This is a genomic window from Winogradskyella pacifica (assembly GCF_003386275.1).
GTDB classification, from domain to species: Bacteria; Bacteroidota; Bacteroidia; order Flavobacteriales; family Flavobacteriaceae; genus Winogradskyella; species Winogradskyella pacifica.
Genome location: NZ_QREI01000001.1, coordinates 909,325 through 929,826 on the forward strand (window position 1 = coordinate 909,325; position 20,502 = coordinate 929,826).

A 20,502-nucleotide genomic window follows, 5' to 3' on the forward strand; every position below is an offset into this window, starting at 1 on the left:
ACTTAAAATAATTTATGATTCAAATTTAATTGTTTTGGGCAAGTGTTATAAATGTTTTTCGAAATTTTATAATTAATGGTAAACCGCGAGCAATCATCCAAAATGTAAATGCTATAAAAATGCCGTAAAGTTTATAGTCTAAAGCATCCGTCCAAAAGATAATAGGTACAAAAACAACAAGCGTAGAAAAAACCAGGACATTTCTGAGGTATTTCATTTTACCAAGTCCTTTAAAAACACCATCGAAAATAAAGGCTAAGGCACATAGAGGTTGCATGGCCAAAACAATCCAAAATACGTTGTAGAATTCAGTCAATACTGCTTCGTCATTGCTAAAAAGGTTTCCTAGAGGATAGTAGAATATAGCCCCAATTACTCCAATAAAAAGCCCAACGAAAATACCATATTTAATCAGTTTATTGCTTAATTCTAAAAGGCTTTTATAATCTTTTGCACCTAACAATTTTCCTGATAAAATATTACCAGCACTTGCATAACCATCAATAAGAAAAGCTCCTAAAAACCAAAGATTTATAGCAATAGTATAGGCTGCGATATAACTCTCACCATATTTTGTAGCGAAACTAGTTCCAAAATACAAGGCAATATTTAGCGCGATAGTTCTAATGAATAAATTAAGAATCATTAGCGTAAAACGTTTCATTTCAGGATTAAAAGGCAACTTTGCGATTAATGGAATATCCGTTTTTTTAAGTAAATAATATGCTGAAAGTAACGCCATAATCAATTGAGCAATAACACTAGCATAAGCCGCACCTTTGATATGCATGGCAGGTATAACCCCTTCAATACCATAAACAAAAGCAAAATCTAAAATAATATTCGCCAATGCACCAGAAATAGCAATTAACATTGGGAAATAGGTGTTTTGAAGCCCTCTAAAAGTTCCAAAAACAGCGATGGTAAACAAGGTAAAGGGAAATCCAAAAACCCGAATTTGATAATAGTCTACACTATAATTTAGAATGTCGCCCGAGGCATTGTAAAGTTTAAAAATATGCGAAGCTAAGGGATAGGTAATAGCTATAATTAAAAGACTGAGTGTTGTAATTACAAAGATAGCTTGGGCAGGTAAATTCTTCACTGCTTCCACGTTTCCGGCACCTAAGTATTGCGAAATAATTGAAGAAATAGCACTTCTTGTTTGTCCCAACACCCAAATTAACATGGATAAAAATGTCGTTACAATACCAACTGCCGCTAAAGATGTTGTGGCGTTCTGTTCCATATTACCAATGATTGCAGCATCAGTTAAAGATAAAATAGGCTCAGACACTCCCGCAATTAAAGCAGGAATCGCCAATTTGTTAATTTGTTTTAAAGTTATAGATGTGCTCACAATACTAGTTCGTAACAATGAAAAGGGAATTCACTTTGCTTTGGAAAATGAATATTTCCTAATCGTTTATAACCGCGAAGTTCGTAAAACTTTTGGTTTCTTTTGTTCTGCGAAAAGGTATCTAATCGAATAGAGCTATAGCGGTTGTCAATAGCAAATTGCTCTGCAAACGACATCAGTTGCTGCGCACAACCCTTGCCTTGAAGTTCTGGATGAACAGCCAATCGATGAATATAAATATTGTTTTCATTTTTAGTCAACCACTCAATAGGTATATATTCTGAATCCATAAGTGTCGAAATCACAATGCAACCTTTAACAACCTTATCTAACTCTAAAACATAAAGCTCGTTACGCTTTATATCATTTTGAAAAGCAGACAAATTTGGATATTCGTCGTTCCATTGAAAAACACCATTAGAAATCATGGATTTAGCACAAGATTTTGTGATTTCTAAAATTGTTTGAATATCTTTTTCTTCTGCTAAACGAATCATTTTATTGTTTACTTTTACTAATCTATTATTAATAATTATTTGGGGATGTAGCTCAGTTGGCTAGAGTGCTTGACTGGCAGTCAAGAGGTCGTCGGTTCGAGCCCGATCTTCTCCACAAAAAGCGTGCGTTAGGCATGCTTTTTTTATTTCACAAAGTCAATAATACTGTTTATTACTGTGTTTAACTCGCCTGAAGGATTATTTTCGTTCCAAGGATGTTTGGTATTAAACACATGATCCGCTCCAGTAATAATTTCTAACTTGCTATTTCTGCTCGATTCGTAAATACTGTAGGCTTCATTTATATTTACAGCAGTATCGTTATTACCATGAATAATGAGAATTGGAATGTCTATTTGTTTGGTGGCAGATTCAATATTCAGGCTTTTTTCATGCGCTTTAAAATCTTCAAAAAATTGATAATAATGAGGCATTTGCTGTTTCGTTCTACCGTTTACAACATACTTAACACCATCTTCTTTCCATTTTTTAATCACTTCTTCTGTACCAAATCTATTTTCAAAATTACTAACACTTGCTAATGTGATAAGCTTGGTGATTCGTTGATCTTCCGAAGCTTTTAATATCGCAATACCTCCACCACGACTGTGCCCTATTAGACAAATAGCATTCGTGTTTATCTTTATATTAGATTCGAAACGATTTTGAGACCAAGTAATAACTGCATCTAAATCATCTAATTCTTTAGTGTAATTGTTATTTCCAAAAGCTTCCAAATCCGGAAAATCAATAGGATTTTCCATAGTACCTCCATTATGAGAAAAGTTGAATTTAATAAAGCAAAATCCGGCTTTAGCAAAAGCTTCTGCCATTAGGTTCCATGCTCCCCAATCTTTAAACCCTTTATAACCATGGCAGAATATGATGATAGGCTGATTTGTTTTATCTTCAGAATAAAAGGCATCAATTAAGATCGGTTTTTTACCGTCTCTTTCTAAAATTATGTTTTTATCAATTATCATTAGTCGAGTTCCTTTTCAGTAAAATTAAGCTTTGGATTACAGATTTCTAAAATCAGTTTTTTGAGTTCTATTTCAAAATTATCTAAGGTTTCATTCGTAATTAATTGGTCTTTTGACCTGGCATGAGACGACGCTTTTTTTCCGAACTTCAATAAGCCTTCACCTAAGTTTTTAAACGAAATAATTCCAGCTTCAATAGGTAATTGTATCAAGTTTTGTTGTCGCATCATATAGGCATAACACAAAATTTGAAACGATTTACTGTACTTATCGTAATCTGAAGTCAAGTCTTCCCAATTAACAATTTCAACTTTATTTTGTTCCACCTTACCAGATTTATAATCTACAACTCTAGTCATGCCATTAAAGCTATCAATTCTATCCACTTTCCCTTTTAGCTTAATAGGAAAATCTAAACCTTCAATTTTAATGTTGATAGCTTCATCAGCTTCAATAGAAAGAATTTTAATCTCATTGCCTTGTTTAATACTCTCTAGTTCTAAGTTTAAGAAATTTGAAATGTAACGTTGGGCAATTTCAAAAATGATAAGATTTTTACCTTGAGAAAAACCACCTTTGTTGTAGAGTTCTTCAAAATGCTTGGTGACCATTTGTTTAGTGCGACTTTTGAAATCTTTAAGATGTTCTACAGTTAAAATAGAGCCTTCTAGTGGCTTGTAAAAATCCTCTAAGGAATTATGAATAACAGAGCCTAAAGTATTCGCTGCGATGTTTTCCTCAACCTCATCAAATTCTTTAATTCCTAAAATTTTGTCGTAATAAAAATCCATAGGATTTCTAATATAGCTTGTTAATGACGACGGGGAGTAGCCTTTACCAGATAATACTTTTATTTGTTCAATTACTGAAGGCGTTTTTATTATTTCGATTAGTTTCTGTTCTATAATCGGAACATCTGGTGATATAATTGTGTTCTTTATATCATGAATGCCTTCCACTTCTAACTGTGTTAAAAATCTACTTTTTTCACCGCCTTTTAAAGCATCAATTTCTGTGTTGTATAAAATGTATACGTTTTTAGCACGTTGTAAAAGTCGGTAAAAGTGATAGGTGTAAACCGCATCCTTATCTTTAAAGGTTGGTAGTTTATTTTCAATTTTTACATCGAAAGGGATAAAGGAATTATTTGTTTTTCCGGAAGGAAGAATACCTTCATTTACAGAACTTATAATCACTGTTTCAAAATCTAAAACACGAGATTCTAACATCCCCATAATTTGAAGTCCTTCTAATGGTTCTCCTTTAAAATCTAAAGTTTCTGAGCTTAGCAGTTCTTTGTAAATAGATTGTAGTGCTATAATTGATTTAAGGTGCTTGTAGGTCGTATCTAACTCGGACAGTTGATTAAATAAGGTATTAAAGCGATATAAATATTCTAACTCTAAACTGTGATTTTGTTTCTCGCTATCGAAATTTGCTTTCATTTTTAAAATCAATTCAGAACAATACTTTAAAGCTGTTTCCGGATTATCGTTCCATGATTGAAAGAGTAATTCTATAAGTTCTTTATGCGAACTTGTAAGTTCCCTAAGCTCGTGCACAGTAATATAAACCGTGTTATTTTTTTGAATATTTGCTACTATAGCACTTGAAGCGTTTGTGGATGTAGTTTCAAACAATGGATAAACGGAAGGATGCAACAGTAAGCCAATAACATCTTTATAATAAAATTGTTTCGGATTGTGTTTATGAACGGTAAATAATTGCTCAAAAAACGACGCCAAAGGTACAAATTGTAATGGCAAACCCATGGTAACATTGAGTTTAGTTATATTCTTAGGTATTGAATTTAATACCGGAAGTAATAGTTGTTCTTCACCTAAAACGACAGCAATATTGGATAAATTAGTCTCCTTTTCTGTTAATTCCTCTAAAAGCTGACCAATATATTTAGCTTGGCCAACCAATTTAGGAATCCCAATCGCTTGGATATTCTTTGGCTCGTTATAATGATTACTGACCCAATTAAAAGGTTGCGTTTCAAAGTAATTCCATTGCTTTCTATGCTGTCTCGTAAATAAACCAGCATCATGTATTGCATCATCAATAAATGCTTTATCAATATCCCAATAAATATGAGCCAAATCGTTTTTCAGTAAACCCTGAATAATTTGAGACTCAGCGGTATTCAAAGCATTAAAACCTAAAAACACATGGATTTTTCCTTTGCAATTGCCCATGTAAGATTCTAAATTATCTACAGCTTCCCTATAAATTAAACCTTGATACCCTTGTTTTGATTGCAATAGATTATCCGTAAAGGCCGTGTAATAATTTTTAAGCTGTTTCCAAAACTTTAAATGATTTTTAACCAGATCGGTTTGGTCAGGATCTAAAGACCAATGATGAAGCTCTTTGATAGCGTTTAAGTAATCAAAAATGTGTTCTTGAGGTATAAGATAACGATCAATCTCGTTGAAGTCTTGTAATAAGATTTGAGCCCATTTAGAAAAAGACTCAAAAGACTCTTGTTCCTCTTCATTAGTTAACGCTTTATACGTTTCGTAAAGTCTAAATAGTAAATCTGTATTCGGCAGGTTTTGTAAACCAGATAACTCTTCTACAAATTCTTCACTACTGAGTATTTGAGGAGCAAATATAGGCTGATCTATTAATGTAGAAAGGTGGTGCTTCAGAAAAACACCAGCACGTTTGCTTGGTAGAATGAAATATAGATCATCTAGTTTTAAGCCTTGCTTTTGAAGATCTACGAGTACCGATTTTATAAAACTTATCATTCTATAAAAATAGAAAACGCCCCGAATATCGGGGCGTTTTTTTAATATATTTTAGATGTGATTAGTTTTTCAACTTCACCTCTACACGTCTGTTTTCTTTTTTACCAGCACTTGTACTGTTACTAGCGATAGGATTAGACTCACCGAAACCAGCAGCAGTTAATCTATCAGCACTAATACCATTAGCAATTAAGTAATCTCTAACTGCACTTGCTCTTCTTTCAGATAAAGCTTGGTTCATTGATTTAGAACCATCAGAATCAGTATGACCTTCTAAAGAGAAGTTAGCTTGTGGGTATTCTTTAAAGATAGCTACCATTGACTGTAATACTTGATCTGTTTGCTTCTGGAAAGTTGCCTTACCTGAATTAAATAAAATAGATCTTGCGTATTCATTTAAAGTTTCCATTACTGGAGCAGTTGGCTTAACTTCTGGACAACCATTGTTTGCAACAGTTCCTGCTTCGTTAGGACACTTATCATCTTTATCTAATACACCGTCACCATCAGTATCTGGCCAAGGACATCCACTGTTTGCAGCAGGACCTGCTTCGTTTGGACAATTATCATCAGCATCAGCAACACCGTCACCATCAGCATCTGGACAACCACCTAAAGTTTTTAAACCAGCAACATCTGGACACTTATCATCTTTATCCATTACACCATCACCATCAGAATCAGGACAACCATTAAATTCAGCTAAACCTGCAACATTTGGACAATCGTCTTTTGAATCTTGAATACCATCGTTATCAGAATCTGGACAACCATTGAAGATCTCTAAACCAGCTTCTTCAGGACAAGCATCATCTTGATCATATATACCATCACCATCTGTATCAGTACCACCAAACTTAAACGTAAGACCAACTGAATGTTGGAAATGTGTTGGTAAATAATCTTCGAAAGAATGCTTATAAGTAGACTGAATATCTAAACCTAAACCTTCAGATAACCATACTTTAAATCCTAAAGTACCATTTAAAGTTCCAGCTCCAATTTCATCAACCCAAGTGTAACCACCACCAACACCTAAGTAAGGGTCAATTGTATTGGAGTTAATAATATCCATAAAGCTATAAGAAACTCTACCATCTAAACCGTAGTATGTTAAATCATCAACTTTATTCGTTGTTTCAGCACCTGTAATAGGGTCAGAGTTAGAACCAAATTTATCTATTCTGTTTATAGAACCTTTAGCAGTAAATACAAAACCGTCACTAAGGTATCTTGATACTGAAAGTGTTGAAATTGAAGGTAGAATATTCCAATGATCAGATACGTTGAAGTATTCGTCAAAATAGTCTCCTTGTGGTGCGTCTTCTCCTACTGGGTAAAAGTCAACTGCGTTGGCTCCAAATGTAATGGCCCATGGATTGTTCTTGTCTTGTGCATTAGAAGTGCTAAAACTTGCGATAAGCACTGCGACAAAAAATAATCTGCTAAGATTTTTCATATTCTAATTAATTTAAATTTTAAGTGTTAATTGTTGGCAAAAATAAGTTGTTAAACTGTATTAACAAAGACAAATATATAAAAATATTGCAAAACCGCCCTAAAATAAGGCGATTGGGTTAAAATTATAATGGTTTCAGATAACATTTAGCTCTTTTCCTACTTTTACAAAGGCCTCTATGGCCTTATCCAGCTGGCTTTTGTCGTGAGCAGCAGAGAGTTGCACTCTAATTCTAGCCTTATCTTTTGGAACTACAGGAAAAAAGAAACCTATAACATAAATCCCCTCCTCAAGTAGCTTATTAGCCATAGTTTGAGACAGTTTGGCATCGTATAACATGACTGGAACTATAGCTGAATCTCCATCGACAATATCGAAGCCTGCCTCTTTCATTCCTTTCTTAAAATATTTGGTATTCCAATCTACTTTATCTCTTAATGTTGTATCGTTTTTAAGCATGTCAAAAACCTTTATAGAAGCTCCAACAATTGCAGGAGCCAAAGAGTTTGAAAACAAATAAGGTCTAGAGCGTTGACGTAAAAGCTCAACAATCTCTTTTTTGGCTGTAGTGTAACCTCCCATTGCTCCCCCTAGTGCTTTTCCTAAAGTTCCGGTAATGATATCGATTCTACCTAAAACTCCTTTTTCCTCAAGAGTTCCTATTCCTGTTTCACCGATAAATCCTGTAGCATGACATTCGTCAATCATCACCATAGCATCATACTTATCTGCTAAATCACAAATTTTATCTAAGGGTGCTACTAAACCATCCATAGAAAACACACCATCGGTTACAATAATTTTGAAACGCGCTCCTTTCGCATTTGCATCGATTAATTGTGTTTCTAAATCTGCCATATCGCTATTTTGGTAACGATATCTTGCCGCTTTACACAATCTTACACCATCTATTATTGACGCATGATTTAATGAATCTGAAATAATAGCATCTTCTGCTGTTAATAAAGGTTCAAAAACACCTCCGTTAGCATCAAAAGCTGCAGCATATAATATGGTGTCTTCAGTACCATAAAAGTCCGCAATTTTTTGTTCTAACTCTTTGTGAATATCTTGTGTTCCACATATAAATCGAACTGAAGACATACCAAAACCATGGGTATCCATTGTATCTTTAGCTGCTTGTACAACATCTGGGTGTGAGGATAAGCCTAAATAATTATTCGCACAAAAGTTTAAAACTTTCTGTCCTGTAGTAAGCGTTATTTCTGCTCCTTGTGGAGAGGTAATAATACGTTCTTCTTTAAAAAGACCAGCGTCTTTTATTGATTCTATTTCTTGTTGTAAATGATTTTTTATATCTCCGTACATTGCGTTTGGTTTTGAATATGAAACAAAGATACTATGAAAAATTAGACTTCAAGAACTTCAATTGTATCATTTATATAAACCACCAACTTATGCGTTACCTTTAAATTCATTTGGTTCAAAACAGCTTCGTAATCACTTAATTGTGCTGCATGAAATCTTTTAGCATCACCCGTTTTATAATCAATAATTATAGCTTCGTTGTTAGCGTTTATATTTAATCGGTCTGGCCGTAATAGTTGACCAGTACTCGTAATAATATCGCGTTCATTATAAACCTTAAAATTATCTTGATAATACGTCTTTAACATGGGATGTTCTATAACATTTCTAACTAAAGTCATTAACTCTTCTTTGTTTTCGGTTGTTACATCTCCCGAAATCAATAAATCATTAAAAGCGAAATCAACATCATCATCCGTTATAATTTTAGATAATATTAAATGTACTAAATTTCCGCGTTCTATAGCCGCTTCTTGTTGTGTGTCCCAAAGTAAACCTGATTTGGTGACAATATTTAAATTGTGAGCCTCTTTGGCTACAGAAATAAATTTTAAAGGATTAGCAGTAATTTCCTTTTCGGAACTATTGTCGTTCGGTTTTAAAGTTCCAAAACTATAATTGAGTTGGTTGTCGGTCCACTTATTTTGATGTTGTAAAAAATTAATAAACATACCAGCATAGGTATTCTTTTTCACCTCACCTTTTGTCGTAATATCTTTTTTCGAAATAATATATAATTGCTCCACAGCTCTAGTCAACACAACATACAATAAATTGATATTATCTAATTCTAATTGCGATTGATGTGTGTTATAAATAAGTGATCCTGTCTCTTCAAAATGCTCTACCTCTTTATTATAATTAAGAAGTAAGGTATTGAACCCACTATAATTTTCAGCCTGTACAGGAAACCAAACTTTGGGTTCTATCTCTCTATAAATATCGAGATCCGCATACGGAAATATGACCACAGGAAACTCTAGTCCTTTAGATTTATGAATGGTCATAATCTGAACGGCATTCATATTTTCTGGAGTGACAACACTTAATTTATCTGCTTTATTTTCAAAATAGTTAACAAATGCAGCGACATCCGAATTTTGTTTTTGAGTAAACTCTAAAACAACATCTAAATAAAACTGAAGATAGGCGTCTGAACTTTCATTAAGATGGAGTAATCGTACAACATGTTCTACCAATTCATAAAGCGGTAATTGTAAACATTGATTAATGTCTATATATAAATCTAACGCTTTTAAACCCACAAACATCTCGTTTAAGTCATCCGTGAGGTAAGTGATAAAAAACTGATGTTTATCTTTAATCTGAAGTTGCTCCGCTAAATAGGAAAGCACCTCCACCTTAAGACTGTCGTTATTGGGTTGAGTCAGTAATTTTAAAAATGAATTGATAAAATTAACCTTATCAGAATTTTTTAAAAGTAGGGTTTCTGATGAAGTGATTTTAATACCATTTTCATTTAAATAATTAGCTATCGCAACTCCTTCTTTTCGTTTTCTCACCAATACACAAATATCATCTAACGGAAAGCTGTTATCTTGACATTGTTTTATGGTTTGTAAAACTTGACTTGCGTACATTTCGTGAATGTCATCCTCTTTTTCAACATTTAAGAAATTCAGATTCACATAGCCTTCAGATTTATTATGAGTTTTTTGACTGGCTAACTTATAAAGTTCCGCATAAGCGACTTCACTAAAAGTACTCGCACTAAGAAATTCAAAAAATGAATTATTAAATTCAATAACCGCTTTTGCACTTCTATAATTGGTATCTAAAGCTAAAACTTCGGCTTCAAGCTGAAATGGATTATCAATTTTATTATACAGTTTTATAAACTGTTCGGCTTCACCACCTCTCCATCTATAAATCGCTTGCTTAGCGTCACCAACGAGCATCGCAGAACCATTAGCGGTTGATAGTGCATTTTCTAACAAAGGCACTAAATTATCCCATTGCATTTTTGAGGTATCCTGAAACTCATCTATAAAATAATGCTTAAATTTTTCACCTAAACGTTCATATATAAATGGTGTAGGTTGATTTTTAATTTCTTTACTTATAATAGTATTAAATTCTGAAATCAACATTTTGTTTTGATCAGCCTTTAAGGCATCTAACTCATTTTTTATAGCGTTTAATACGGACAGCGGAGTGATATTTCTATAAAATCCTTTTTTAAGTTTTAACTCGAAAATTGCTTTTTTAGTAGCAACGAAAGCCGCTGATAAGTGAGATTGAATACTTTCTATGGTTGAAGCAACCGTTTCCGAAACACGTTTTGGATACAGGGTATTACCCTCAATTAAGTCGTTTTGCCATGCCGATTCAAAGTTAATACTGAAGCGTTTGTTTTTTAAATTTTCAAAATGCTTGGGCAATGAACTTCTATTAAAATCATTAAATTGTAATCCCGATTCCTCAATTAAGGTTAACGCTGTTACAGCGGTATTTATAATGGTTTCTTCTTGCTGTTGAATTTCCTGAGATAATTGTTGCTTTAAGTTTTTAAAATCTTCAAGTGTCTTCTTCTTTAAGGTTTGAATGGCAAACACGTCATTCTCATTTACTAGTAATTTTGAAATTTTATTAAAGTCATAACTAATATCCCAACTTTTATCATCATCGGCTTTTTCAATCGCAAAATCCACTAAGACTTTCGTTAAAGTTTTATCACTTCCCGCTTTAGCGATAAGGCTATCCACCGCTTCATTGAGAAGTCTTTCTTGGTCGAGCTCCACTTCAAAATTTATAGGCAGTTTTAAATCGTGCGCAAAAGTTCTAATCACTCGATGCGTAAAGCCATCGATGGTAGAAATATCAAAAGCACCATAATTATGAATTATATGTTTTAAGATGCGATTCGATTTTGTTTGAAGCGTTTCTGGTGCTATTTTTAGTTCCTCGCAGATAGCCACAAACATGGGGTGGGGATTTACTAAGCTGTTTTCCGAAGAAAATGATTTTAGCATATCTACAATACGCTCTTTCATTTCACCAACGGCTTTATTGGTAAATGTTATGGCTAAAATAGATTTAAACTGATCGAGACTTGTGGACTGAATCAGTATTTTTAAATAGGCTTTGGCTAATGTAAATGTTTTTCCACTGCCTGCAGAAGCGTTATATATTTTGAAGGCTGAATTTTGCAAGAGATAATTTTTATACCAAAATAGGGAATCTTAATAGTTTATTAAGAGAAAATCAGTGACAAAATTGTAAATTTGGGTTGAGAGAATTTATAAACCAATTAAAACATTAAGATTATGGCTTTCGAATTACCGAAATTAAAATATGCTTATGATGCTTTAGAACCAAATATTGATGCTCGCACAATGGAGATTCATCATACTAAACATCATCAAGGCTACACATCTAAATTAAATGCTGCTATTGAAGGAACTGATTTAGAAGGAAAAACTATAGAAAACATTCTTATTAACCTAGATATGGATAACAAAGCCGTTAGAAATAATGGTGGTGGATTTTACAACCATTCTTTGTTTTGGGATGTTATGAATCCTGAAGGAAAAGGCCGCTTATCTGGTGAGTTAAAAGATGCTATTGAAGCAAAATTTGGTTCTTTTGAGGCCTTTAAAGATGCATTTTCTAAAGCAGCTGCAACACAATTTGGTTCTGGTTGGGCATGGTTATGTGTACATGAAGGAGGAAAAGTTGAAGTGTGTTCTACACCAAACCAAGATAACCCATTAATGCCAGGTGTTAAATGTGAAGGTACACCAATTTTAGGATTAGATGTTTGGGAACATGCATACTACTTAAACTACCAAAACAGAAGACCAGATTATATTGACGCATTTTTTAATGTGATTAACTGGAATGAAGTAGAAAAGCGTTATGCTGAATCTAAGTAAGCAAAACTTAGATTATATCTATTAAAGAATCCGAGTCTTAAAAAAAGATTCGGATTTTTTGTTTCAATAACCCAATTCTTGCTTTAGGTTATCGTCAAAATTTCAAAACCTACTAAATTGCATAAGCGCCAAAATGGCCATGATGCGTTAAACTCACATGTATATTTACGGAATTACACAGTACTGTAGGGATATTAAATTCTGATTTTTGAAATTTTAAATCCTCTTTTGAAAGCTGATATAATTCTGAAAGCGTAATTAATAGTGCATTTCTTAAAACAGCACTCTGATTTTTGTAGGTTTTATCTTTAAATTCTATGACTTCGGAAGTCATGCGGTCATCAAGAAGTCTGGCTTCAGATAAAATGTATTTTGAAGTGATGCTAGTCTTAATTTGACATTCGAAATTTTTATACTTTACATTACCGTTTTCAAATTCAAATTTACACTCAAAACTTTTCGGACTATAAAATTGGCTTGGGTTTACTTGCACATATAATTTATATGCAGCTTCTTTCATGCTCCATAATCTCCAAACCACATGAAATGGATTCGTACAGTTCTTAATTAATTGCTGTTCTGTCTCTGTAAAAATTTTTTCTAAATAACGCGGTCGTTGCCAATGAGAAGTAAATTTCGCTTCCTCTAAATCCACGATATCATTGCCAACCATTAGGCCTTTAATTTTGTGTTTATAATTAGCATAGCAGCTTTAACATCTAACATTTTTTCCATGTCCTCATTTTCTAATCTAATATTAAATTCATCTTCAATATCTAAAATGATATCCACAAGATTTGCTGAATTAACCTTTAGATCATTAATAAAGTCTGTGTCTTCAGAAAGCGTTTTAAAAGCTACCTCATCTTGAATATAAGGTTCAATAATGGTTTTTAGTTTTGTAATAAGTTCGTCGTTAGTCATAATTATTTCTGTTGAACACGGGATTCTTGTCTAGTTTAATTTTAGTTTGAATATATAAAGTTACGTAAAGTGATAAAAACGTAATAACGTTGCTTTTTATAAATCTATTTAATAGTTAAATTTCTTAAAAATTACGCAAGCATTGACATCACCAAAACCAAAACTCGCCTTCGCTATAATATCAAAATTGAAATCGGTTTTTTCTGTTGGAATTTTATTTGAATCAACAAGCGCTTCTATTTCAGGATGTAAATCTTCGCAATTAATATTTGGTGCTACAAACTGATTCTTCAGCTGTATAATACTTGCAACACATTCAATAGAGCCTGAAGCTGCTAAACAATGCCCAATCATAGATTTTGTAGAGTTTATATATGGAAAATCACTTCCCTTTCTATCCAAAGCTTTAGACCAGTTTTCAATTTCTAAACTGTCTTTTGAGGTCGCTGTTAAATGTCCATTAATCACTTCAATATCATTTGAGGTAATTCCCGAATTTTCAATTGCTTTTCTTATGCAACGTTGTACAGCTTCGGCGTTTGGTGCTGTTAGCGTACCACCTTGTCGTTGACCACCAGAATTTACTTCACCTCCCAAAACCTCAGCATAAATTTTAGCACCACGTTCTAAAGCACTTTCTAATGATTCTAAAAGCACGGCTCCCGCACCACTTCCTGGTACAAATCCACTTGCTGTGGCGCTCATTGGTCTCGATCCTTCTTCTGGGCTTTCATTGTGTTTATAAGTCATTACACGCATAGCATCAAAGCCTCCCCAAATATAAGGACCATGATCACTACAGCTACCAACTAACATACGTTTGGTTTTTCCATTTTGAATACGTTCATAACCCATTAATAGCGCTTCGGTTCCTGTAGTGCAGGCTGAAGAATTTGTGGTTACTTGATTTCCTAAACCCAACATACCACTCAAATACGCACTTACACCACTTGCCATGGTTTGCAAAACTACCGTACTTCCTAAACGCCTTACATTACCATCGTCAACACCATAAATTGCCTCTCTAAATTTTTCAACTCCTGAGGTTGCTGCTCCAAAAATTAAACCTGTATCATAATCTAATTGGCTTTCAGAATCCATATCAAAACCGGCATCTTTCCAGGCATCAATACCTGCTATGCATCCGTATAAAATCCCTGAACTATTAAATCCTCTTAATTGTAAATCTGTAAAATATTGTGATTTTTTTTCGTCCGAAATTTGAGGAACACCACCAATCTGACATGAAAATTTAAAATCTTTTAAGTTATCATGACATGTGATTCCGGACGTACCTTCTTTTAAAGCTTTTGTAAAATCGGGAACTCCAACTCCATTGGGTGCTACAATTCCTAATCCTGTTATGACTACTCTATTTTTCATCTTGTTTTAACCTTTCTAAAAGGGAAAAATTTATAATTCTGAAACCTATCTGATTTTTGAAAGCTGATAGGTCTGAATAAATTAAACTTTAATCATTCCTGATATCATTCCTCTACAAACCAATTCTTCCTTTTCATTTAGCATCTTCACTTTACATTTCAACTTATTAAAACGAAAGACTTCTTTTTCTGAAATTACAGTTACTTTTTCATTAGGCAAAACAGGCAAATAAAAATCCATTTGATGTGATGTTAAAGCTATTTTTGGCTGACTTGAAACATTTAATTCGTCGTTCAATAAATAAATACCTAAACATACCAAACCAATTTGCGCCATACATTCTGTAAGAATCACTCCTGGTGTTATGGGGTGATCTTTAAAATGACCTTGGTAAAAACTTTCATCGTCTTTAAATGTGTAATGACCTGTTATTCCATTTTCTGAAATAGCATCAATACCATCAACAAATAAGAATGGTTTTTGGTAAGGTAGCCAATTAATGATGTCTTGCTTTATCATACCATTACCACTCTAACAAAATACGTTGTGCGGAAAAACCTGGCCCAAAACTTAGCATAATTCCCTTGTCACCTTTTGGTAAATTCCGATCCATAAAACGTTCTAAAACATAGAGGACAGTTGCGCTACTCATATTTCCGTACAATCGTAATACTTCTTTGGTGTCATCTATGTTTTTCCCTAAGTCGCCAAACAAATCCTCAACCGTTTGCACTATTTTTTTTCCTCCTGGATGAAATATCAAATGATCAATATCTTCAATAGTTAAATTATTTCGTTCTAAAAACGGGTGTATAATTTTTGGAAAATGATCTGCAATGGTTTGTGGTACAGATTGATCTAAAATCATTTGCAAGCCTGTGTTTTTTAATTTAAAACCCATCATGTGGTTGGCGTCATAAAAATGATACATGGCTTCGTCTTTGATTTCTGGTCCTTTTTCATGATCGTAAGATGATAGAATTACACTTGAACAGCCATCTCCAAAAATAGCTGCACTGACTATGTTTACCATAGAAAAATCGTTAAGCTGAAAAGTTGCGGTTGGCGCTTCTACTGCAATAACAACTGCTCTCTTATTTGGATTTGCTTTTAGAAAATTCTTAGCATATATTATTCCTGAAACTCCTGCTGCGCATCCCATTTCTGTCACTGGTAAACGAACAATGTCTTGTTTCATTTTTAAGCTATTTATTAAATAAGCATCCAACGACGGAATCATAATCCCTGTGCAACTTACTGTAATAATATAGTCGATATCAGTAGGTTGTAAATTTGCTTTATCTAAAACTTTCTGTAAACTCGCTTCCGCTAATATTATAGATTCTCTAGTATAAATATCATTTTTTTCCTCAAAAGAGGTGCTTACAAAAACCTCTTCAGGATCCATTATAGAATATCGCTTATCTACAGCTGCATTTTCAAAAATCTTTAAGACTTTTCGTTTAAAACGTTCTTCTTGGCCATCTAACCATAACTCAACAAAGGGTAAAATATCTTTAGTTTCTCTGCTGTATTTTGGTAATTGTTTTGCTACTGCTGTTATTTTTACTGCCATATATTTTCTATTAAAGGCGACTTATATTTACCATTTTTAAAATCCTTACTTTAAGTAATAAAAGTACTTTGTAAGTCTCTTTTAGTTGTTTATATCTTTAAACGAATCTTCATAAACACTCAACTTCGAATAAGCCATTGATAACGAAAAGCCCATTGCCAACGAATCTCTGATTTTAGATGTAATGTATTAGAATATTTTTCCAAATCCTTTCGGCTAAAAGCTCTTAAAATTGAAGTTAATCCGTCTTCAACTATCATATCGTTAGAAATTGTTAATCCTAATAATTGAAATAACCTATAAGCTATTTTACTACGCTGTAAATCGTTGACCACTATTCCTAAGTTAGCATTTTCTGAAAGACGCTTCAATAAACTTAAAATATCCTTATCCTTAAAATGATGCAAAAACAAAGTGGTTAAAGCAATATCAAACTCTAAAACTTCAAATTGATCTGAAAAAACATCAATGCTTTCAAAGCTTAATTCCGGAAAATCAGTTGACAGTTCGTTAGCATAAGCAATAGCATCTGCATTAGCATCTATTCCAATTAATTTAAAATTGTACTGGTGCTTTCTTCCATAGTTTGCTACTAATCTTAAGATATCTCCATGACCACAACCTAAATCTATAATGCTGTAGGTTTTATCTTTAGGTTGATTTTTTAAAAGTTGTGCAATTCCATCTAAGGTTACCCGATTACCACCCAACCATTTGTTAATCTTACCGAGTTTATTCAAAGTATCACGAAGCAATTCTCCCTTAAGAGAAAAATCGTCCATGATTTCGGTTTTGTTACTTCTTAATTTGGTATCTAAAAATAAGCTCATTTCACTTTCATAGATTTACCGTGTGTCATTTTAATAATCATTGGCATTAAAAACGGAAACCATCGCAATATTGTTAACAGCTTTGGTGCTAACCAATCTTGTCTAAACAAATACGCAATGCTATGTCCTGCTTTTAACCTTAGACCAAAAGTTTTCTTCCAACTTTTAGTGTATTGATTTTCTAGTGTTTTGCGCAATTCAATTTTTCCTTGAAGATAATCAATAATCAATTCAGATGCTAATTGCGCACTTCTAATTGCCATTCCCATACCATTTCCGCATAGCGGATGAATCATACCAGCCGTATCACCACACATTATGATATGGTTTTCTACGGGTTGTTTCGTTTCGAAAGAAATTTGACTTATGGTTATTGGCTTTTCAAATTGTGGTATTGTAGTCTTAAAAAGTGTCTTTAATTCGGAATTTTTAAAAAGTACTTCTTCTTGAAATGTTGCAATGTCTTTATACTTTTTGAAAGCTTCAAAATTAGTAATGTAACATAAGTTAATATGATTGTTTTCTACTTTTGAAACACCACAGTAACCACCCTTAAAATTATGCAATGCGACCTTATCCTGAGGAAAATCTCCTGAAACATGAATTTTAACTCCTAAATATGGTGATTTCTTTTTAATGAATTTTCTATTAAACTGAATATCTAAATTTGAGCGTTTGCCATATGCTCCAATAACTATTCTAGCTTGAAAACTTTGATTCGTTTTTGTTTCGATTTGAAAATTGTCTGCTTCAAAATTGACATCGACTACAGAATCTTGAAGTACGGAAATACCGTTTTTAATCGCTAATTGATACAGTTGAAAATCCATCTCGTAACGACTCATACCAAAACCACCAAGCGGTAAATTAGCTACAATCCTTTTATTGTTATGTGTAGTTAATTCGAAATTAGAAATTTGTTTTGCACCGAATTCAAATGGATTAAAACCCAAAAATTCTAAATAAGGCAATACTTCATTAGATACATACTCTCCGCAAACCTTATGTTTTGGATACTCATTTTTCTCAATGAGTAAGACTTCTAATTTAGATTTCGCTAAATGAATTGCACTTGTTAATCCGGCTAATCCACCACCAATAACGATAACATCAAAGTGTTTTTTCTTCATTTAAAGCTTTTAGTAAAACACAAAGTTCTTCGTTCTAATATACATGTTGTTAAGTTACGTTAGAAAAGAAAACAATAAAACGAGTTTAACGTTTACTATTCAATTTTAGTAATTGTAAACACATCGTCTCTAAATTGAACTGTATCACCAACAGCTTTAGAAAGTAGTAATTGTGCTATTGGTGTCGCCACAGAAATAGCATAAATCTTACAATCTTTTATACGGATTTCGCCAGCACTTATGGCAATAAAGTAATTAGATTTTGTTGTTTTAACAATACTACCTAGGGCAACTTTAGTATGCTTTGACTCACTATTTACTTTTTGAAGTATTTGCTTTTGCTTTTCAATTTCAGCTAATTGATGTCCCGCTTTCTCACGTTCTAACTGTAACATCGCTCTGCCTGTTTCATGCTTATCTCCAGCGCTACTTTTGGTTTCTGATTGTAAGGAATTTTGGATGTCTAAAATAGTGTTTTGAACCGTTAATAAACGGTCGTTAACAAACTTTAAACAGGACTTATATAATTCATCTTTTATAGTCATTTTTACTTCTTTAAGTCTAATTTTCCGTAGAACCTCATTTGTTTTACAATCCACTGTTTTCGGTTTTGAATATATACCGAGGCCGGATTTGCCCGATAATTTCTTGGATTAGGTAATACTGAAACGATTGCTGCGGCCTCATAAGCGTCTAAATTTGATGCTGATTTTTTAAACCAATACTTTGATGCTGCTTCAGCACCATAAATACCCGGTCCCATTTCAATACTGTTTAGATATACTTCGAGAATGCGTTCTTTACTCCAGATGGTTTCAATTAAAAACGTAAAATAGGTTTCTAAGCCTTTACGTAACCAGCTGCGATCTGGCCATAAAAAAACATTCTTTGCCGTCTGCTGACTTATAGTACTTCCTCCCTTAATACGTTTTCCTTTTTTGTTGTGTTCATAGGCTTTTTCAATGGCTTCGACATCAAAACCGCTATGGTCTAAAAACTTTTGATCCTCACTACAAATAGCAGCTAACTGTAAGTTTTTAGATATTTTATCTATGGACACCCAATCGTGTTTCCACATTTTAGAGGCTTCTTCACTTTCTGTATATCTAATAACCATCAAAGGTGTTACAGGAACAGGAACGTATTTAAATAGAAACACCAAACCTATAGAAAGCGCAACAAACCATAAAAGGATTTTTATTAAAAACCGAAATAATCTTTTCATAAATTAATCTAATAATTGAGCTAACTGTTTACCCATTGTACTACCGATTGCAATTCCCATTCCACCTAAACGCACTCCGCAATACGTATGGTTTGATAATTGTTTTACGATTGCTTTTTTCTGTTTACCGACTCCCATTATGCCACTCCAACGATGATCAATTTCAAAATTAGTCTGTGGTAAAATAGTGGTTTTTAAAAGTTCTTCAAGTTTATTTTGAATGATTTCTGTTTCACCGAATGTTGTGGTCGCTTCGGTTTTAAAATCTAGATTTCGACCTCCACCCAACAAGATTCTGTTGTCTATATTTCTAAAATAATAATACCCTTCGTCTAAATGGAATGTTCCTCTAATAGGTAAATTCTCAATAGGTTTAGTAATTAAAACTTGTGCTCTTGCTGGCTGAACTTCGGGGATATTGAATTGTTTAGCAAAGCCGTTTGTAGCTATAAAAAGTTTCTGGGTTGAAAGTTCAAATTGATTAGTGTTTAGTTTCACTGAATTTAAATCTTCTGAGAAGGTTTCAACAGTACAATTATTCAATATTTTTATTCCTAAAGATTGCACTTTATACAATAGAGCATTCATCATTTTACCAGTATCAATCTGACCTTCAAATGAATTAAAACAATATTTCGATTTTATGTTTTTAAAGCCGAGATTGTTTTCTTTGAAGGAAAACACTTTGGTATTAAATAGTGGCTGTAAAAATTGATTGATATATTCCTGCCTATCAATGCATGAATTAAATAAAGTGTCATCAGAATCTAAAAACAACTCATAACCTCCGAGGTTTTGATAACCGATAGCTTCATCGCCTAGAGTTTTACGAAGTAATTGCAATCCATCGATTCGTTTTTTAATTAAATCCAATACCTCAATTTCCGAATGGTGATTTAAGTCGTCAATAATTTCACTTAAACTTCCAAAGCATGCGAAACCTGCATTTTTAGTACTCGCTCCTTGTGGAAGCATTCCTTTTTCAAGAATTAAAATCTTAGCATCTGGAAATCGTTGTTTTAGTTGTAAAGCGCAATTAAGGCCTACAATGCCGCTACCAACAATTGTATAATCAATGTTAGTTAGCCAGTTTTTTATTTCCCAATATGATAAATTCATAGCATAAAAAAAGCTCCTGATTTAGGAGCTTT

The 20,502-nt window shown here is 33.2% G+C and carries 18 protein-coding genes and 1 tRNA gene; 2 read left to right on the plus strand and 17 right to left on the minus strand.

The window, feature by feature from the left end; genetic code table 11:
- Window positions 1-25: 25 nt before the first annotated feature.
- Together DFQ09_RS03935 and DFQ09_RS03940 are read right to left on the minus strand one after the other, a co-directional pair.
- Entirely contained in the window at window positions 26-1,360 is a 1,335-nt protein-coding gene (locus DFQ09_RS03935; RefSeq protein WP_115808337.1) for an MATE family efflux transporter, read from the minus strand.
- Window positions 1,357-1,857: a GNAT family N-acetyltransferase gene (locus DFQ09_RS03940; protein WP_115808338.1), complete on the minus strand. Its 501-nt coding sequence runs from the start codon at window positions 1,855-1,857 to the stop codon at window positions 1,357-1,359. The genes DFQ09_RS03935 and DFQ09_RS03940 overlap by 4 nt, the downstream gene beginning before the upstream one ends.
- A 41-nt stretch (window positions 1,858-1,898) precedes the next feature.
- On the opposite strand from DFQ09_RS03940, the gene DFQ09_RS03945 reads away from it, so the two are divergent.
- A tRNA-Ala gene (locus DFQ09_RS03945) sits at window positions 1,899-1,972 on the plus strand.
- 28 nt (window positions 1,973-2,000) lie between these two features.
- Here the strand turns inward: DFQ09_RS03945 and DFQ09_RS03950 are convergent.
- From DFQ09_RS03950 to DFQ09_RS03970, 5 genes are all read right to left on the minus strand, one after another.
- Window positions 2,001-2,840, minus strand: coding sequence for an alpha/beta hydrolase family protein (locus tag DFQ09_RS03950; RefSeq protein ID WP_115808339.1), 840 nt, complete (start codon window positions 2,838-2,840; stop codon window positions 2,001-2,003).
- Window positions 2,840-5,599, minus strand: coding sequence for a PD-(D/E)XK nuclease family protein (locus tag DFQ09_RS03955; RefSeq protein WP_115808340.1), 2,760 nt, complete (start codon window positions 5,597-5,599; stop codon window positions 2,840-2,842). The genes DFQ09_RS03950 and DFQ09_RS03955 overlap by 1 nt, the downstream gene beginning before the upstream one ends.
- Window positions 5,600-5,660: 61 nt before the next feature.
- Entirely contained in the window at window positions 5,661-7,058 is a 1,398-nt protein-coding gene (locus tag DFQ09_RS03960; RefSeq protein WP_115808341.1) for an OmpA family protein, read from the minus strand.
- 135 nt (window positions 7,059-7,193) lie between these two features.
- The gene (kbl, locus tag DFQ09_RS03965) at window positions 7,194-8,387 is read right to left on the minus strand and encodes a glycine C-acetyltransferase (RefSeq protein ID WP_115808342.1); all 1,194 of its coding nucleotides are present in this window, start codon (window positions 8,385-8,387) and stop codon (window positions 7,194-7,196) included.
- A 41-nt stretch (window positions 8,388-8,428) separates the two neighbouring features.
- Window positions 8,429-11,560 carry a UvrD-helicase domain-containing protein gene (locus DFQ09_RS03970; RefSeq protein ID WP_115808343.1) on the minus strand — a complete coding sequence of 1,044 codons (3,132 nt, stop codon included), beginning with the start codon at window positions 11,558-11,560 and terminating at the stop codon, window positions 8,429-8,431.
- A gap of 114 nt (window positions 11,561-11,674) precedes the next feature.
- Between DFQ09_RS03970 and DFQ09_RS03975 the strand changes: the two genes are divergently transcribed.
- On the plus strand, window positions 11,675-12,283 hold the full coding sequence (locus DFQ09_RS03975; protein WP_115808344.1) for a superoxide dismutase: 609 nt from the start codon (window positions 11,675-11,677) through the stop codon (window positions 12,281-12,283).
- A 112-nt stretch (window positions 12,284-12,395) separates the two neighbouring features.
- Here DFQ09_RS03975 and DFQ09_RS03980 read toward each other — a convergent pair whose 3' ends face one another.
- The 10 genes from DFQ09_RS03980 to DFQ09_RS04025 all read right to left on the minus strand — a co-directional run bounded on the left by DFQ09_RS03980 (window position 12,396) and on the right by DFQ09_RS04025 (window position 20,470).
- Window positions 12,396-12,956, minus strand: a complete 561-nt coding sequence (locus DFQ09_RS03980; protein WP_115808345.1) for a 4'-phosphopantetheinyl transferase family protein — start codon at window positions 12,954-12,956, stop codon at window positions 12,396-12,398.
- Window positions 12,956-13,207 (minus strand): acyl carrier protein, encoded by a 252-nt coding sequence (locus DFQ09_RS03985; RefSeq protein WP_115808346.1) that lies wholly within the window; start codon window positions 13,205-13,207, stop codon window positions 12,956-12,958. Before DFQ09_RS03985 ends, DFQ09_RS03980 begins: the two co-directional genes overlap by 1 nt.
- 108 nt (window positions 13,208-13,315) lie before the next feature.
- Window positions 13,316-14,590, minus strand: a complete 1,275-nt coding sequence (locus DFQ09_RS03990; RefSeq protein WP_115808347.1) for a beta-ketoacyl-[acyl-carrier-protein] synthase family protein — start codon at window positions 14,588-14,590, stop codon at window positions 13,316-13,318.
- Between the two features lie 81 nt (window positions 14,591-14,671).
- Window positions 14,672-15,109, minus strand: a complete 438-nt coding sequence (locus DFQ09_RS03995; RefSeq protein WP_115808348.1) for a 3-hydroxyacyl-ACP dehydratase FabZ family protein — start codon at window positions 15,107-15,109, stop codon at window positions 14,672-14,674.
- A gap of 4 nt (window positions 15,110-15,113) precedes the next feature.
- Window positions 15,114-16,166 carry a type III polyketide synthase gene (locus DFQ09_RS04000; protein ID WP_115808349.1) on the minus strand — a complete coding sequence of 351 codons (1,053 nt, stop codon included), beginning with the start codon at window positions 16,164-16,166 and terminating at the stop codon, window positions 15,114-15,116.
- A 119-nt stretch (window positions 16,167-16,285) separates the two neighbouring features.
- On the minus strand, window positions 16,286-16,996 hold the full coding sequence (locus DFQ09_RS04005; RefSeq protein ID WP_115808350.1) for a methyltransferase domain-containing protein: 711 nt from the start codon (window positions 16,994-16,996) through the stop codon (window positions 16,286-16,288).
- On the minus strand, window positions 16,993-18,126 hold the full coding sequence (locus DFQ09_RS04010; protein WP_115808351.1) for an NAD(P)/FAD-dependent oxidoreductase: 1,134 nt from the start codon (window positions 18,124-18,126) through the stop codon (window positions 16,993-16,995). Before DFQ09_RS04010 ends, DFQ09_RS04005 begins: the two co-directional genes overlap by 4 nt.
- A 95-nt stretch (window positions 18,127-18,221) precedes the next feature.
- Entirely contained in the window at window positions 18,222-18,671 is a 450-nt protein-coding gene (locus DFQ09_RS04015) for a GreA/GreB family elongation factor (protein WP_115808352.1), read from the minus strand.
- Window positions 18,672-18,673: 2 nt separating this feature from the next.
- On the minus strand, window positions 18,674-19,351 hold the full coding sequence (mtgA, locus tag DFQ09_RS04020) for a monofunctional biosynthetic peptidoglycan transglycosylase (protein WP_115808353.1): 678 nt from the start codon (window positions 19,349-19,351) through the stop codon (window positions 18,674-18,676).
- Window positions 19,352-19,354: 3 nt separating this feature from the next.
- The gene (locus DFQ09_RS04025) at window positions 19,355-20,470 is read right to left on the minus strand and encodes an NAD(P)/FAD-dependent oxidoreductase (protein ID WP_115808354.1); all 1,116 of its coding nucleotides are present in this window, start codon (window positions 20,468-20,470) and stop codon (window positions 19,355-19,357) included.
- Window positions 20,471-20,502: the final 32 nt, after the last annotated feature.